The following is a 17,224-nucleotide window of genomic DNA, read 5'->3' as shown; positions in this document are numbered from 1 at the left end:
GGCGATTATCTGGGGGCTGCGTCAGAACTCCTTTACAGTGAAAGTTGTTGCCAACTGATTGAGCCGCAAACCATTACTCATGTGATTGGCGCTCAATGTACTGTGTATCCGATCACTTAGTTAGTGGTGGAAAACAATTAGTAATGTATTGATATATAAGATCTATTGGTTAATCGATTGCTCTCTCATGAGAGCAATTCTTTTTTGAAGTAAGATCTTGGTTTTTATGCGCCAAGTTTCATTTTATTAATGTGATTCTGATATAAACCGCGACTCATTTATTTCTATGATCTATAGAGAGTCGTTACTATGCGTATTGCGCCTGTTCCATCTATTCATTCCCCTCGTCTCAAACCTAACGCTTTACTATTGGCATTATCGTTAGCAGGATTACCGTCTTTTTCTTATGCATCAGATGCCTGCCAGTTTAGCGATATCACCCAAGCACAAGAGCCAATTTTAGCGATTAAAAATGCACAACCAGCCTGTTATAACTCGTGGTTTTATACCGATAGTAAAGCCATCTTGGGTCTATACAGTGAAAATAGTATAGACAGCATTAACCGAGCGCTGGCGTTAGAGGTTTCGCAATATCAAGGAACAGAAGCGCAAGCCAAATCTATTGCTAATTTGGGGGAGTTTATCCGTGCCGCTTATTATGTGCGCTATGGTGTAAAGCAAGAGTTTGGCGATTATTCGGATCAATTGAGTAATGCGATTGCGGATACGATCAACCAGTTTATGTTATCGCCTTATAGTTTGAGCTTAGGTCGTGAACAAGTGGCGGCCATGTCGAGCTTAACGTTAATGGTCGATAACGTGAAACGCCTACCTTCAACGATGGCGAATTTCATTGTGCTATTGGACGCCTTTAACCCACAAACGGCGCAAGATGTGCAGTTTGTTGATGGTTTAAATAACTTATTTCGATCCATGAGCGGCCATGCTTCGCGTGATGATTTTTATCAAGACATTGAAGCCCATCCAGAATATTTGGAGACACTGTATCGTTTTGCCACTGAGCATGATTGGGCGTTAGGAACCAATGCCGATTTCATTTTGTACAATGCGGTGCGTGAAACGGGGCGCTTACTGGTTAGCCCTTACCCAAACACCAAAACTCGAGTCATTGCGATTTTAGAAAAAGTATTGGAGCGTTACCCGCTGGGTGGACGTAGCGATAAACTCTGGATTGCTTCGGTTGAAATGCTTTCTTACTACGCGCCAGAGATATTGGAAGCGCTTAATTTAACGCAAGCTAAGCAGCAACTTGAACAGCGTATCATGCCAAATCGTCATCAATGTGATGGACCTGCCATTATCCGTTCGCAAGGCTTAACACCACAACAAGCAGAGCAAGCGTGTGAAATTTTGAATGAGAAAGAAGCCGACTTCCATGCCGTCGCGAATACCGGTTTCACGCCCGTGGCCGATGATCTTAATCAACAAGTGGAAGTGGTGGTATTTGATAGCAACGAAAGTTATGTCAGTTATTCCAACTTCTTGTTTGGCAATACTACCAACAATGGCGGGCAATACCTTGAAGGTAACCCGGCTGATGCCAACAACACCGCGCGCTTTGTCGCTTATCGATATGCGCAGGATGAGGCGTTGTCTATTCTCAATTTAGAGCATGAATATGTGCATTATTTGGACGGACGCTACAATCAATACGGTTCGTTTTCTCTCAATTTAAGTGAAGGCCATATCGTATGGTGGTTGGAAGGCTTCGCTGAATACATGCACTATAAAAAAGGCTATCAAGCGGCGATAGACTTAATTGCTGAGAAAAAACTGAGCCTCACGCAAGTACTGGCCACTACTTATCAAAATGACACCAATCAAATTTATCGCTGGGGCTATTTAGCGGTTCGTTTTATGCTGGAAAAGCATCCCAATGAAGTGGATCAACTGCTAGCGCTATCACGTAGTGGTGATTTCAAAGCATGGGCTGAGCAAGTGAAACGGATCGGCAAAAGCCTAGACAGCGAATTTTCAACTTGGTTAGACACTTTGACAACGGACAGTGGTAATCCAGACGATCCGACTGTGCCGCCAATTCAACCAGAAGACACGATGAATCATTTAGCGTTAGGGCAAAGTGTTACCTTGTCGGGTGAGCAGTACAGTGAACAACTCTATTATATTGATGTTCCAGATAATATCAGTGAATTGTCGATTAATATTAGCGGTGATGGTGACGCCGATCTTTATTTAAGTTATGAAAAAATTGCGCATTATTATGATTATCAAATAACAAATTTTGAACTGCATAGTAATGAAACAATTGCACTAGAAAAACAAGCCAATGGTACCGTTTTACCGGGTCGCTATTATTTTAGTATTACGGGTAGAGAAGCTTACCAGCGTGTTGAATTAAATACGAAAGTAAGTTACGCCATTACCGATAATACGCAAAAGCCTAGTGATGATTTAGCACCTGTTGTTCTCGAAAATCGTCAGCCAATGACGTTGGGTATTCATCAAACTCGCTATGCAGCGATTTATGTACCAGAGGGAATGAACAGTGTCAAAGTTTGGCTCCAGCCTATTGATGAGATGGCAGCCCACAATGTTGATCTTTATGCAGAAAGCGAGCACTGGCCTACATTGACTCATTTTGACCAAGCGTCTAAACGTGCTGATAGCTATGAGTATATTGAACTGCCAGTAACGCAAGCGGGCTATGTCCATTTCATGCTTAATGCACAGCAAGCCAATAGCCAAGTTGAGCTCTATGCAACTTATGAATAATTAATGAATAAAAAGAAGTGTAAAAGCACTTCTTTTTATTAAAATCATATAATTAGCCAGGAAAGTAATAGCTATATTAACATTATGTAATTTAATCTTTACTTAATAATAATTTGATCTTGTGGGAAGAATATAAATTAACACTCTATTTATTTCTTGAAAGAATAGCATTCGGTGATATTGTGTTTTTATGTAGAGTTATTACTCTATGTTGTAATTAAAAATATTAAGGGTTCATTATGAGATATATAACACCCGTTTCATTACTGCTTGTGGCCACTATTATGGGGTGCAACTCAGAAGAAGCGACAACCAGTAGCACCAGCCAATCTAATGCTGATGCGATTGCACAGCAAAAAAGAGCGTTAGCACTGCAACTGAGTGAAAGTTACGCCGAGCTTGAAACCACACTTAAAACTGAAATCAGCGCGCAAAACCTATCCATTTCTGTTTCCACTTTGTTTGAAGAGCAGCCTGATTCCGATTTTAGTCAACAGATGGTTGTAGCGGACGCGCAAATTCGTTCAATGAAAGGCATTGAGGATTTTACTGAGCAATTGCTGCAACTGCGTATTGCCGATGCGTCGATGATTAAAGAGTGGCAAGAAGGACAAAGCCCGTTGTTTGCTTTTGAGCCCAAAGGTAATGATGCGTCTTGGCAATATATTGAAGCGTTTGATGTGTACGGACAGGTGCATCAACTGGACGTATATCAAATGCCAGATGTACCCGTTTTCGTGGTTGATAGTAATAGCGAAGTGGAATTGCGCGCAGGCTTACAAGCAATGCGTGCACAGATGAACGCATTGGGTCAATCGACCACATTGACCACAGTAGAAAGTGGTAGCGTCGCCGCGCAAGCGATGGCCCGCAGCAGCGATAATAGCGCTGAGCCTATTTCCACCACAGTACTGAAAAAAATTCGTTTAGCGGATGACAAAGAACCGTGGATCTCTGGAGCGGCTGAAATTTATGCGATTGTTACAGGCATCAATCCAAGCCGAGATGAGCCGACCATTGACTTAGTTGAAATGCCTTATTTGGATTACGACAAGCAAGATTACTTCCCAAATCAAGTGATGATCCAATGGTCTCGTTACCGTTGGGGCGCAGCCGATCTTATCTTGATGGAGCAAGATGATGGTACCGACTATAAGGAGCTGGCTAAATTACTCGTCAAAGTAGCGGAAGAAGTGCTGAAGCTTATCCCTGATCCAGAAGTACAGGCGTATGCGATTATTCCGCAAATCACGGGCAAGATCATTGATGCGATTCCCGATGGTTTACTGGTCAACGACGACGATTATGTCGATGTCTTTTACACCTTGATGCAAGACACCAGCTATGTTGATCATCCTGGAGCGAGTGGTAACGCAGTGGCCACTTTTGAGCCTTTGACGATTAACCCGACACGTCCATAACATTTCTCTCCCCCTAGAAAGCGAGCGCGAATCTCTTATTAGCGCTCGCTTTTTCATCATTCTTGCTGCTTCTGATCATCATGGCTGATTTTGATGTGAATAGGGTTGCTTGAACGACGGTCAACGATTATATTACCCGAACTTAATGCGAATGCTTATCAAAATCTGTCGCAGTTATTTTGAATGGGAACCTATATGAAATCGTTGTTTAGTTTGGCAGCACTTGGCTTGCTTACCTCTTTTACTCTCAGTGCTAAAACCGTTTCTGTGGATCATCAACTCGGTACCACGACGCTCGAGCAAAATCCGCAACGTGTGGTTGTCATTGGTTTGGGTGCGTTAGATGCGTTAGATCGCTTTGGTATTGAACCTGTCGCGGTATCGAAAGTGACTGAACTGCCAAATTATTTAGCGAAGTACAACAGCGATACATACGCACCTGCCGGTTCTTTATTTGAGCCTGATTTCGAAACCATTTATATGCAAAAACCGGATGTGATTGTGATTGGGCCGCGCGCCGCAACCAGTTATGACGAGCTATCTAAAATTGCACCAACTATCGTTTTTGCAGCCGATGCAAGCCAAGGCTACTGGCAGAGTACACAACAGCAGTGGCGTAATCTAGGCAAAGTCTTTGCGATTGAAGATCAAGTGGAAGCCAAAATTGAAGATTTAGATAAGCAGTTTCAAGCACTTCGTAGCTTTAATCAGAACAACCAAATCGATGCGCTCACAGTGATGAGCTCTGGCGGTAACATTACCGCTTTCGGGCCTGAATCACGTTTCTCTGCGGTGTATAAAGATTTTGGATTCAAAACGACCGTCGATAGCATCAAAGCGACACGTCATGGCGATCTGATCTCTTATGAATTTATTCGCGAACATGATCCTAAAACCTTATTGATCATTGATCGTGATACGTTGGTCAACAAAGGGCAAAGCCACACTCGCCAAGAGTTTGAGAATGACCTGATCAAAGCGACTGCGGCCTACAAAAATAAAAGTATGGCGTTTTTAGACCTTAATGCTTGGTACCTATCCATTTCTGGTGTGACTGCCACAGAGCAGATGATCAGCGACGTTAGAAATGCTGTACACATTCACTAATTTGCCACAAACAAGCTGAGGTTAGCTTTGAAAAAGTTATTGCTTGCTTTGTTGGTAGTCAGCCTATCTTCACTGTTTGTGGGGGTAGGCAATCTATCACTAATGGCATTACTGCAAGGGGATGCCCATGCTTGGCAACTGCTCTTTACCAGTCGTTTGCCACGCTTGTTAGCGATTGTTTTAGCCGGGGCAGGGCTCAGTATCGCGGGTCTTATTATGCAGCAAATCAGCCAAAACCGATTTGCCGCGCCTTCTACCTCCGGTACCATTGAATGCGCCATGCTGGGCTACGTGTTGAGCTTAGTCTTTTTTGGCCACGGTGAAAGCTTGTGGCTTATTTTCTCGGTTTCGATTGCGGGCACTTTGCTGTTTGTACAACTGATTCAGCGTGTGCAGTTTAAAAATGCCATTTTTGTCCCTTTGATCGGCATTATTTTTGGCAATGTGGTGGAATCCGCCGCGTCCTTCATCGCTTACAAATACGATGCGATACAAAACCTTTCTAGCTGGACGGTAGCCAATTTTGCCAACTTGCTGAAAGGGGATTTCGAACTGCTCTATATTGCGATTCCGGTTGCCCTCTTTAGCTATTTGTATGCGGCGCGAATTTCGGCCGTCGGCATGGGTAAAGATTTTGCTGTGAACTTAGGGCTTAACTATCAGCAAGTGCTGGTGATTGGCGTTTGTTTAGTGTCGGTGATGTCTGCGACGGTTGTGATGATTGTCGGTCAACTGCCTTTTTTAGGGTTGATTGTGCCCAATTTAGTCAGCCACTATTACGGTGACAACTTACGCAAAAATATCCCTCGTACGGCCATTTTCGGTGCGTTATTGGTGCTGCTATGTGATTTGGGCGGCCGTTTGATTATTTTCCCCTATGAAGTGCCGATTTCGATGATCATCAGTATTCTCGGTGGCAGTGTATTTATTGTGTTGCTGTTGCGAGGCCAACGCCATGGGTAAGTCTGTATGTGCGAGCATCACTTTGCGTGATCATAGCAAACTGTGGTTACTGGTTTTGGCTTCTCTGCTTTTTGCTGGCTTATTTATTGGTGTTGGATTGAACGCCGACAACTATCACTATTTTCTTTCTCGTCGTGTACCCAAAGTATTGGCGATGGTGTTAGCGGGTATTGCCATTGCGCAGTCCTCTCTAGCATTTCAAACCATTACCCACAACCGAATTTTAACGCCCAGCATCATGGGGTTTGATTCACTCTACCTGTTTGTGCAGGTGTTAGTGGTGACTCTTTTTGGTGGCCTAAGTAGCTATGCCCTCAATGCTTATCTCAATTTTTCGTTGTCCGTTGCTGCCATGTTGCTGTTTTCTAGTTTGTTGTTCGCTTTTTATTTTCGTAAGCAGCAGAGTAACTTAATGGTGTTGTTGCTATTAGGAGTCATTCTGGGGCAACTGTTTTCCAGCATTTCCTCCTTTTTGATCATGCTGATGGATCCGAATGATTTTTCATCGGTACAGTCCAATATGTTTGCGAGCTTCAACAACGTGAAAGTGGAACTTGTGTATTGGGTAACACCGTTACTGCTGTTGGTTTGCTTTGGCCTGTTTCGCCTGCATCGCGTGTTGGATGTTTTATGGTTGGATAACGATAACGCGGTCAGTTTAGGGGTGGATGTACGCCGAGTGACGCACCATGTGTTGATGCTTAGTGCGGTATTAATTGCTATTTCTACAGCTTTAGTTGGGCCCGTGATGTTCTTTGGCTTATTGGTCACCAACTTAACGCGCGAGTGGTTTCGTTCATACCAACACCGAACCTTATTGATTGGTTGTTCCGCGATGGCGGTGTGTGCGTTGCTTTCTGGTCAATGGGTGGTTGAAAAAGTATTCCAGTTTGAAACAACGCTGAGTGTGGTGATCAATTTCATCGGAGGCCTCTATTTTCTCTCCCTCCTTTTACGTAATAAAATGGTTTAATTTCATATGATTCAGCTAGATAAACTGACTAAAGTGTTTGGCCAACAAGCCGTTGTGGATAAGGCCTGTGCGCAGTTTGAAAAAGGCAAGGTCACTTCAATTATTGGCCCTAATGGTGCAGGGAAAAGTACCTTACTGTCGATGGCCAGCCGTTTGGTTAGCCGTGATAGCGGTAAAGTTTGGATTGAAAGCAAAGAGCTGGTTGAGTGGGATACTAAAGCGTTGGCTAAAAAGCTATCAGTTCTGCGCCAAGCCAATACTCTGACCATGCGTTTTACCGTGAAAGAGCTGGTGGCTTTTGGCCGTTTTCCTTATTCGCAAGGCAAGTTAACGGCCAGCGATCATGCGATGATTGAGCAATCGATCAAATATCTTGATCTTAAAGCGATAGAAGATAAATACCTCGACGAACTGAGTGGCGGCCAACGCCAGCTGGCCTTTATTGCCATGGTGATCGCCCAAGATACCGATTACATCTTTCTCGATGAGCCATTGAACAACCTCGATATCAAACACTCATTGCAGATCATGGCCACTATTCAGCGTTTAGCACATGAGTTGAATAAAGCGGTGGTCGTGGTGATTCACGACATCAATTTTGCATCCTGTTACTCCGATTCCATCATTGCGCTGAAACGAGGCCAAGTAGTAGCAACTGGCACAGTACAAGAGGTGATTCAATCGTCGGTTTTGAGCGATATCTATGAAACGCCGTTCAACGTATTAGAAATAGAAAGCAAGCGTATTTGTATGTATTACACCCATTGATGCGGTTTAACTGCCGGTGTGCGTAACGTTACGAGTACTGAACAGAACGCTTTCGATTCACCGTAAGTCCCCCCTTTTTGCTGCCTAATGTTGCCAACGCAAAATGGTGGAAGCGCAGACGTTTACTGCGCGTTACAGGATTGACTTAAATATTGATATATTTCTCACTTCAAAAGAAATAATAACTTGCCTCAGATCAAGAAAAAATCGTTTGGCATGATGCTGAAACTAAAACAAAGTTGAAAGATTAAAAAATTATTGAATAATGAGGGTCACGTAAACCAAGAAGTTGTATACTTCAACACTTAGTCTAAAACAGGAAACTTACCCCATGTCGAACTCGTTTGTTTTGGTTATTAACTCTGGCAGCTCATCACTGAAGTTTGCGGTGATTGATTCAAATACGGGGGATGCCGTACTGAGTGGTCTAGGTGAATGCTTTGGGCTTGATGATGCCCGTATGAGCTGGAAGTTTAACGGAGAAAAAGCCAATTGTGCGATTCAAGGTGAAGTGAATCACCACCTGTTGGCGGTTGCAAAACTGGTTGAGCTTGTGAAAAGCTACGGCTTGATTGATGACGTCGTTGCGATTGGGCACCGCGTAGTACATGGTGGCGAGAAGTTTACTAAGACCGTTAAGTTAGACGAAAAAATCGTCAACGAAGTTGAAGCGCTTAGTGATTTAGCACCGTTACATAATAAAGCACACGCGATTGGTATGCGCGCGGCAATGCTAGCGTTTCCTGAGTTACCGCAGTTTGCTGTTTTTGATACCGCTTTCCACCAAACCATGCCAGCAAAAGCCTACACAGGTGCGATTGCAAAAGAGTTATACACTGAGTTTGGTATTCGCCGCTATGGTTTCCACGGAACCAGCCATTATTTTGTGAGCCGTGAAGCGGCAAAAATGATCAACAAGCCAGTTGAAGAAAGCAGCTTTATTTCTGTTCACCTTGGTAATGGTGCGTCAGTGTGCGCAATTAAAGATGGCCAGAGTGTCGATACCAGTATGGGTTTTACACCGCTTTCTGGTTTGATGATGGGCACTCGCTGTGGTGACCTTGACCCCGGCATCATTGAATTTCTATTGAAGAAGGGGTGGACACAAGAACAAGTGTTTAATTCATTGAACAAAGCCTCTGGTTTCTTGGGTGTTTCTGGTTTAACCAGCGATGCACGTGGCATTCTAGAAGCCATGGAGCAAGGTCATGAAGGCGCTACATTGGCCTTCCAAGTCTTCACCTACCGTGTGGCGAAATACATCGCGTCATACCTTGCAGCGCTTGATTCGCTCGACGGTATTATTTTTACCGGTGGTATTGGCGAAAACGCATTGCCTATTCGTCGTGAAATTCTACGCAACCTGAAAATTCTTGGTTTTGTGGAAGATGAGCAAGGCAACGAGCAAGCTCGATTCGGTAATGCTGGCATTATCGCAAAATCAGACATGCTAAATGCAGTGGCGCTTGTGGTACCAACTAACGAAGAATTTGTGATAGCCCAGCAGTCGGTTGAGTTGCTATAATTACATTTAAAATCAAATAGATAAAAGCGAGCTTAGTGCTCGCTTTTTTTGTACTCATATGTTGGATAGACCATCGCAAAGCGTGCGAATGGCGAGCACCTATTAATAGCTCTATTGACTTCTGCAATTCATTTTGTGCCCTTAAATCAACAAGGTTCGTGTTGACCTGTTTATGCCCCGAAACAAGCTAACGCAATTACTCTAAAGATCGGTTTTGAACGACAAGCAGACACTAGTAGATAGTAAACTCACAGGGTGTGCTACCTTGCAAAGTCTTGCTGATAAATGATACCTACAGGTAAATATGCGAAATTTTCTTGTCTTATTAATTACGATTCTTGCTTGTAATTCCTTCGCAGCTACAAATAAGGAACATAGAGGTATAAAATGGCACATAGAATGTTAATTTGATGTAGGTTATCATCACCTGCACACCTATACTTTAATTGTTTTTTGGCTAATTTATTTTGTGCTTAAATATTCAGTTAACGTTTGGTTATAAATACTTAGGTACAACCAATTATGCTTGACGCTTTCCTAGAGCAGTTACAACAAAATGACTTTACTCGGCACGAAGTAGAACAACTAAAGCAATCTGCAAAGCTTTGTTCTTTGCCTAGTCGGCATATTTTTCACCATCAAGGGGAAGTTGCAAAAGAGATTTTCTTTCTATTAGAAGGAATATGTCACGCTGTTTATTTTACTGACAAGGGCAAAGAGTTTAGCAAACAGTTTTATTGGGAAAATGACTGGATCATTGGTTTTGAAAGCCTAGTTAACCAAACGCCATCACCATACCAACTTGAATCACTTACCCCTTGCTCGATTATGTCTCTCCCTATCGAAACATTAAGAACATGGCGTAAGAATAAATATAGTATTTATCTCAAACTATTGGAAATACAACTGATGTATAAAGAAAACAAAGAACGTTTTATGTTGCTTTATACTCCAGAAGAACGCTATCAACGGTTCTGTAACAGTTATCCTAACTTGTTAGAGCGCCTCACCGATTATCAAATTGCAGCTTATCTTGGCATTACACCGATCAGCCTGAGTCGTATCAAAAAACGCAATCCAACTTAACAATTGTTAATGTCTAGACTTATTCACCTTGCTACATTTCGGATATCACTATTTGTAAGGCTGAATTAAAATGATTACTTGGCAACTCCATCCGTTTCCCCAATTAACAACAATGCAACTATATCAACTGCTAAAACTCAGAGTTGACGTGTTTGTTGTCGAGCAAGAATGTCCCTATCCTGAGTTGGATGGTAAAGATCACCAAGAAGGTATTTACCACTTACTGGGTTATCAAGGTGGCAAGTTAATAGCCTGCGCACGCTTAATGCCAAAGGGGGTTAGTTATCCATCCGTCAGTATTGGTCGTGTTGCTATTTCAAAAAGTTCTCGTGGAGGGGGCATAGGGCATCAACTAGTACAAGAGGCTCTATGTGCATGTGACAAGTTATGGCCCAGAGAGTCAATCGAAATTGGCGCTCAAGAACACCTATCAGAATTCTACCAAAACTATGGATTTATGCTGACTTCTGTAATGTATTTGGAGGATGACATCCCACATATCGATATGAAGTTGGAAAAATAACAGTGTATTTTCCTGTGGTAAACCTCGCGATTATCCTTCTCATATTAGGTAATCTTGCTGCTTCACTATCTGATGTCGCAGTTAAGTTACTTAATGGGGAGGTATCAACCTTTCAGTATATTTTTATACGGCAATTATTTTCTACTTTAGTTATTTACCCTTTATGGTTAAAGCAGTCCAAGCAAAAGCGAAAACTGTATAGCGCTAAACTCAATCTATTTAGGGCACATCTAATTATAATAGGCAGCGGTTGCATGGTAATTGCAATCACTCACTTAACTTTAGCTACGGCTAATGCGATTTTTCATGCTGCGCCACTAATGATGCTTCCATTATCGATTTTACTTCTCCAAGAGAAACTAACGATTAAGAGCAGTGTATTATCTCTTATAGGGTTTTCAGGAGTGATTGTGGTTTTAAGACCATCAGAATTTGAATTGGCAGTAGTCTTCGCCCTTGTTACCACATTTACAATTGCGTTGTTCAACCTTACCGCGAAAAAATTACCAACGGAGCAAACTGTTGTCAGCACACTTTTTTGGACATCATTACTTTCACTACCGATCTCTGGCTGTCTAGCTATATTCCATTGGGTGCCTCTTTCGACCACGAATCTGCTGTTCATTTTGGCAAGTGCAACTTTGGTTCTTACTTACAACGGATTAGCTGTTGCTTCGTATCAACGAGCACCTGCTAATTCTATTGCCCTAGCAGAGAACTCAGGACTGGTATTTGTCACCTTATTTGGTGTTACTTTATTCAATGAAGTGCCAGACTTTTTTACCATATTAGGGATATTGATGATCATACTACCTTTATTACCTTGGAAAAGGTTGTTACAAGTAAATCGGTTGAATCAACCGTCCGAATAAACCCAAAAGGCACAGGCGAAAGTGAATTAGAAAATATATTGATGACATCTACCATGAATATAAACCCAACCAATGAAGAGCTGGTAATTGCTCGTGAATGTGTAGAGCGTATTTGACCGTAAGTTTTGCAGCCAATAAAAAGCCCGAGCGTTTAAACTCGGGTTTTTTATTGGTTACGGTTTATTGAATTTGAAGTTATCGACTAAGCATGTTCAAACATCAGGAAAAGATAAACCACAAACAGAACCAAATGCGTTGCGCCATGTAATACATTGGTTCGGCCACTACTGAATGTTACCCTGCACACCATTAAGGTGGTGACAAGTAATACCAAATCAGCAGAGGATAGCCCAAGACGAACCTCTTGATCCATCATCGCGCCGATGAATAAAACGGCTGGAACAGTAAGCGCGATAGTCGCTAGCACAGAACCGAAATAGAGGTTCATTGCTCTTTGCAGTTGATTATTGAATGCAGCCTTAAGTGCGCCAACAGCTTCAGGGGCTAGCACAATACACGCAACAATAAAGCCACCTAATGCCGCTGGGGCTTCCATAACATGCACCCCATAATTGATAGGGATAGCTAAGGTTTTAGCTAGCATTATCACTACTAGAAGGTAGGCCAACAGCATGACTGTATGGTAGCTATTGCTCTGGAGTGGACAGTGATGCTCTTCAGCATTTTCGTGCTCACTGCCAACGAAAAGTGGCTGTGGCTGCGAGTCTGAATTAACAGAAAAACGCCATAAAGCATCACAGATATGGTAATGAGCATCCAAGACATCGCGCTCGACAAGCCACCCTAGCTTCCGCCCTCAGTGAAGTTAGGTAAAACGAGACATAGCAAGGCTAGTGGGATGATGGCGACCAAATAAGATTTAACGCCCTCTAAATTAAAACTTTGCGTATGGTAACGCCACCCACCCAGTAGCAAAGTAAAGCCAACAAGGCCGTTAGTGACCAGCATCACGACCGCGAACATGGTATCACGAGCCATTGTGGGGTTTGGCTCGCCAGTGAGCATTACAGAGGAGATCATCACCACTTCAAGTGAAATTACAGAGAGGGTGAGAATCAAGGTTCCAAATGGCTCACCAAGTTTCACGGCCAGAGCATCTGAATGGCGAACAACGGAGAATATTGCCCGTGTCACAATAGCAAATAGCCCAGTAGAAAGGAGGATATAGATCCAAAATGGGGTCGTATCTGATAGTAAATCAGCCCCTAATGTTTTGAAAAAAAGCAGAGTTAACAGACCAAAAAGCAGTGCGATTTCCTGCCGGAAAAACATTTTCATAGGCAATAGTCTTTTCTGGAATGGTAAACCATTCGACATTGATAAAAGGCTCACCCATACAGGGTGAATAATAATCGAATGATTATGATAGTGTGCTCCTCTTGGAAATACACATTTTCCTTGTTCATCACTCGATGGTTCTTTTTCGTTTCTTCACACACGCAGGCCTAGTAAATAAAGGGTTATGTTGGCGATGAAGTTTGACATTGATGCGCTTTAGCTATCAATATCACCGTACTATTGGCTTTGAACTCAGTAAAGATGCCGTCCTTTTCAACGGACGTAGCTGCTTAATCTTGAGCGATTGTTTCTTCGCCCATTGAATATGACAAATCTCCATTGCCAAACCAAACGCCATCGCAAAATAGACGTAGCCTTTATTGATGTGCAGCTCAACACCTTCCGCGATTAACAAACCGCCCAGCATCATTAAAAACAGTAATGCCAGCGTTTTAAAACCCGGATAACGGGTGACTAAGGCGTTAATGCGCGCTGCGGTTAATATCATGATCACCGCAGACGCTAAAATGGCCGCGACCATGATAGGAATGTCGTTAGTTAGACCCACCGCAGTGATTACCGAATCCATGGAAAATACCGCGTCAACCGCGACAATTTGCAGTAATACGACCGCAAGGCCAGCACTTACTGTCGTCGTATGTGAATGCTCATCAGGCATTAGCCAATTCCACAACTCTTTTGCTGCTTTGAATAACAGAAAAGCACCGCCGAAGATGAGGATAAAATCTCGTCCAGATAATTCGTTGCTAAACCAAACGACTATCGGTGCAGTTAACGACATCAGCCAACTGATAGAAAAAACCAAACCAATCCGAGCGGTAACCGCTAACAAAATGCCTAAGTTACGCGCAAGCGGCCGCTGCTGAACGGGGAGCCGTTCACATAAGACGGAAATGAACACTACATTATCAACGCCAAGAACCACTTCTAAAGCAAGCAGTGTGGCAAATATCGCCCAAGTTTCGGGTAGTAGGAAGAGTTCTAACATATGGCCTCCTTAAATAAGGGGGCACGGTGAAGGGGGGAATCAGTAAATATTGGTCGCCTGAAGGGGTCGTCCATTGTCAATAAAAGCCTCTGTTGCTAAGGAAGCGACAGTAAATCATTGACTGAACCACAAGACAAGAGGGCGATTTGTAACAAAATACATATTCATCTTATCGAACAACGCCCTGCGAGCTATTTGTTCGCTCGCAGGCTAATTGTATCTTCAAAATGATGAGTCTTATTTAAATCACGCTTTGCGATAGAACCTTAGTTTGTCGTGTTGATGAGGTGGCGCATAGTTGAACACTGCTCTCCGGGGTAACCAGGCAGAGCCTTAGCGGCTGAGCTACATGCCAGTTGTGCCGCTTGTTCGAGTCGTTCTGGGAGCGTACTCGCATTGACTGGCACCCAATTCATTTGCTCCCCAAGCCAGCTAGCCCAAGCAAACTCAACAAAATAAACCTGTTCATGCTTGCTGTAATAACCGGCATCTTGTAGTTCACCAGCCAAAGAGCGGTAGGGGTAGTCGGGTAGCTTACTTATGTGTGCAGGTAATTGATCGGGAGTCAGCGGGGCTCCTTTTTCATCGCGCAGCCATGTCCAGTAGTTGCCTTGCATGTCTTGCCAAAAACGCTCCTTGTTGTCGAGGTGAGCAAGGATGTGGACGGTCACCTCGACAACACCTTGCTGCCAAAGCGCCTTAGTCAGATGATGTCGGTCAACCAACCAATACTGGCCATCAGCATCTACGATTACCGGAATCTTTTTCTTTTTCATGTACTTTTTAAGTTGTGCTGGGCTTTTTGTCGCCAGTTTGGCTTGTGTTTTATCAACTTGTTGTTGACCAACCCCGGCCTGAGTGGGGTGTAGCTGATTAATATCTAGGCTGCACCAGTCCCCGATGTCACTGTCTGTCCCGCAAGGAGCGAGTGCCCATGCTCCCTGACTGATGATTGCGGCGGCAAGCAATATCCATCCTTTGCTCAACATGCTATTCCTTCTGAATGATGACGGTACCAATGCAATTAAATGCATTGTTGAGTATTCAATATGTAAAAGTGAAAGTTTAGCCTTCACCGACCCTCTGCCTTGCATTGTAGGAGTTTGAAGCCTAACGGTACAGAAAACATCGATAAGGTATTGGAGAATTTATCAGTCGGTATATAGTTTAATAAAAAATCATAGGGTTACAGTGAAGGTGTAAAGTTATAACTTTGAATGAATGCATTAACGTTTACCATTTGGAGTGTGTTTCAGAGTCGAGTGATTAGCGAGCCGTCAACACAGTTTTGCCCCATTATGTTCCTCCCCCTTTCAGGGGGAGGTTAGGAGGGGGTGCTGCTAGCAACCAACCAAGAAACACCCCTCCCTTTGAAGGGGAGGGAATTAGTTTCGTGAGCGTTGAGAGTATGCTATTTATGATGAGCGATATAGTTTGCTGAAACATGTTATATCCACTACAACCCCCAAAATTCTCTTTATTCGTTTTCCTCATAAATCAATACCTTGCGTAGTAAATCAGCAAGTTGATCTTGTTCTTTTTTAGTCAATACATTCAGCATTTTATCCATGTTTTCAACATGATCGTTTAACGCAGTATCAACACACTTAACACCTTTTGAGGTCAAAGTGACTTTGCAGCTTCGCCGGTCGTGTTCGCTATAAATACGCCCTACCAATCCTTTTTTTACTAACTGATCTAAACGCGTACTTACAGCGCCTGAAGAAAGCATGAGTGTCTTATATAACTCTGTTGGTGTAATACCGGAAGGATCGCTTCGACGCATCGTTGCTAAAATATCGAACTCGATGCTGCTTAACCCATGTTCTTTAAACACCTTATCCATTTTACTCTTCCAGACATTACTGGTTCGACGTAAACGTCCAATGACTCCCATAGAAGAACAGTCCAGATCGGGTCTGACACTTTTCCACTGAATCAAAATGGAATCGACATTATCCAATGACATTTTATCTCTCCTATAAATATCTTACTAAAAAGATACTTGATCATAAGTTAAATATCCATTACTTTAAAGAAAGTATCTTTCACAAGAGATATTTTTAATTTTAAGGAATAATTATGAAAGGATTACATCAGATAAGGACAATCGGTTTGACCGCTATAGCGCCGATTGTCTGGGGAAGTACTTATATTGTTACCACTGAGTTGTTGCCAGCGGAGTCACCGTTGCTTGCATCAACAATTCGAGCTTTGCCGGCAGGTTTGTTTCTAGTCTTAATTAGCAAGACGTTACCTGATAGCAAGTGGCTGAGCCGTCTTGCGTTACTTGGCTTTTTAAATATTGGCTTGTTTTTCTACTGTCTATTCTTTGCTGCAACTTATCTACCTGGGGGGATGGCGTCGATAGTGATGTCTATCCAGCCTATGTTCGTACTCCTACTAAGCTGGAAGTGGCTAAAATCAGATCTATCATCGCGTCAAATTTGGGCTAGTGTGGTTGGAATCTCAGGTATTGTCTTGCTGGTCATCAACAGTGCTGTACAGATCAATTTATTAGGAGTTGTTGTTGCTTCTATTGGTACATTAAGTATGGCTTCTGGGGTTGTATTAACAAAAAAATGGGAAAGACCTAGAGAGATAACTTTACTGAGTTTCACCGGTTGGCAACTGCTTTTTGGTGGGTTCATGCTGCTGCCAGTAGCCTTATGGATTGAAGGGCTTCCTGAACATTTAAGTTTGTCAAATTATATTGGATATCTGTATCTGAGTGTAATAGGCGCAATTTTGGGCTACTCCTTATGGTTTCGAGGAATAGAAAAGCTGCCACCGGTTACCGTTTCTTTTCTCGGTTTTCTCAGTAGCGTATCTGCATGTGTGTTGGGTTATCTCATTCTCGATCAAACCTTAACGTGGCTTCAATTATTAGGGGCAATGTTTGTCCTAGTTGCTATCGCTTTGGC

14 protein-coding genes and 1 pseudogene are annotated in these 17,224 nt (G+C 42.9%); 11 read left to right on the top strand and 4 right to left on the bottom strand.

Annotated features, from left to right (window positions below; translation table 11 throughout):
* The first annotated feature begins 309 nt into the window (after positions 1–309).
* The 10 genes from AACT18_RS14845 to AACT18_RS14800 all read left to right on the top strand — a co-directional run bounded on the left by AACT18_RS14845 (position 310) and on the right by AACT18_RS14800 (position 11,992).
* On the top strand, positions 310–2,754 hold the full coding sequence (locus tag AACT18_RS14845; protein ID WP_094143664.1) for a M9 family metallopeptidase: 2,445 nt from the start codon (positions 310–312) through the stop codon (positions 2,752–2,754).
* A 239-nt stretch (positions 2,755–2,993) separates the two neighbouring features.
* Entirely contained in the window at positions 2,994–4,175 is a 1,182-nt protein-coding gene (locus AACT18_RS14840) for a DUF3103 domain-containing protein (protein WP_017045107.1), read from the top strand.
* A 195-nt stretch (positions 4,176–4,370) separates the two neighbouring features.
* A complete protein-coding gene (locus AACT18_RS14835; protein WP_202598902.1) occupies positions 4,371–5,282 on the top strand; it encodes a siderophore ABC transporter substrate-binding protein in 912 nt (303 codons plus the stop codon).
* A gap of 27 nt (positions 5,283–5,309) precedes the next feature.
* Complete coding sequence (gene vctD / locus AACT18_RS14830; RefSeq protein ID WP_026027432.1) at positions 5,310–6,245, top strand: iron chelate uptake ABC transporter permease subunit VctD; 936 nt, start codon at positions 5,310–5,312, stop codon at positions 6,243–6,245.
* 22 nt (positions 6,246–6,267) lie between these two features.
* On the top strand, positions 6,268–7,218 hold the full coding sequence (vctG, locus tag AACT18_RS14825; RefSeq protein WP_088729810.1) for an iron chelate uptake ABC transporter permease subunit VctG: 951 nt from the start codon (positions 6,268–6,270) through the stop codon (positions 7,216–7,218).
* A gap of 6 nt (positions 7,219–7,224) precedes the next feature.
* The gene (gene vctC, locus AACT18_RS14820; protein ID WP_094125469.1) at positions 7,225–7,986 is read left to right on the top strand and encodes an iron chelate ABC transporter ATP-binding protein VctC; all 762 of its coding nucleotides are present in this window, start codon (positions 7,225–7,227) and stop codon (positions 7,984–7,986) included.
* Between the two features lie 331 nt (positions 7,987–8,317).
* Entirely contained in the window at positions 8,318–9,511 is a 1,194-nt protein-coding gene (locus AACT18_RS14815) for an acetate/propionate family kinase (protein ID WP_094144255.1), read from the top strand.
* A gap of 522 nt (positions 9,512–10,033) precedes the next feature.
* Complete coding sequence (locus tag AACT18_RS14810; protein ID WP_094143210.1) at positions 10,034–10,597, top strand: Crp/Fnr family transcriptional regulator; 564 nt, start codon at positions 10,034–10,036, stop codon at positions 10,595–10,597.
* Positions 10,598–10,667: 70 nt separating this feature from the next.
* Positions 10,668–11,120, top strand: a complete 453-nt coding sequence (locus AACT18_RS14805; protein ID WP_094143204.1) for a GNAT family N-acetyltransferase — start codon at positions 10,668–10,670, stop codon at positions 11,118–11,120.
* A gap of 2 nt (positions 11,121–11,122) precedes the next feature.
* Positions 11,123–11,992: a DMT family transporter gene (locus tag AACT18_RS14800; RefSeq protein WP_094143206.1), complete on the top strand. Its 870-nt coding sequence runs from the start codon at positions 11,123–11,125 to the stop codon at positions 11,990–11,992.
* 202 nt (positions 11,993–12,194) lie between these two features.
* Here AACT18_RS14800 and AACT18_RS14795 read toward each other — a convergent pair.
* The 4 genes and pseudogenes from AACT18_RS14795 to AACT18_RS14780 form a co-directional block, all read right to left on the bottom strand.
* Positions 12,195–13,291: pseudogene (locus tag AACT18_RS14795) on the bottom strand (calcium:proton antiporter).
* Between the two features lie 229 nt (positions 13,292–13,520).
* The gene (locus tag AACT18_RS14790; RefSeq protein ID WP_094124737.1) at positions 13,521–14,300 is read right to left on the bottom strand and encodes a TerC family protein; all 780 of its coding nucleotides are present in this window, start codon (positions 14,298–14,300) and stop codon (positions 13,521–13,523) included.
* Between the two features lie 266 nt (positions 14,301–14,566).
* A complete protein-coding gene (locus AACT18_RS14785) occupies positions 14,567–15,289 on the bottom strand; it encodes a ParB-like protein (RefSeq protein ID WP_094124738.1) in 723 nt (240 codons plus the stop codon).
* 488 nt (positions 15,290–15,777) lie between these two features.
* Positions 15,778–16,269 (bottom strand): MarR family winged helix-turn-helix transcriptional regulator, encoded by a 492-nt coding sequence (locus AACT18_RS14780; RefSeq protein WP_094133836.1) that lies wholly within the window; start codon positions 16,267–16,269, stop codon positions 15,778–15,780.
* A 113-nt stretch (positions 16,270–16,382) separates the two neighbouring features.
* Here AACT18_RS14780 and AACT18_RS14775 point away from each other — a divergent pair.
* On the top strand, positions 16,383–17,224 hold an 842-nt coding region (locus tag AACT18_RS14775), incomplete at its 3' end, for an EamA family transporter (protein ID WP_094146652.1).

It is taken from the genome of Vibrio sp. V04_P4A5T148, assembly GCF_963875605.1.
GTDB lineage: Bacteria > Pseudomonadota > Gammaproteobacteria > Enterobacterales > Vibrionaceae > Vibrio > Vibrio anguillarum.
The sequence above is the reverse complement of the archived record's forward strand: the minus strand, read 5'-3'. Positions and strand labels throughout refer to the sequence as shown.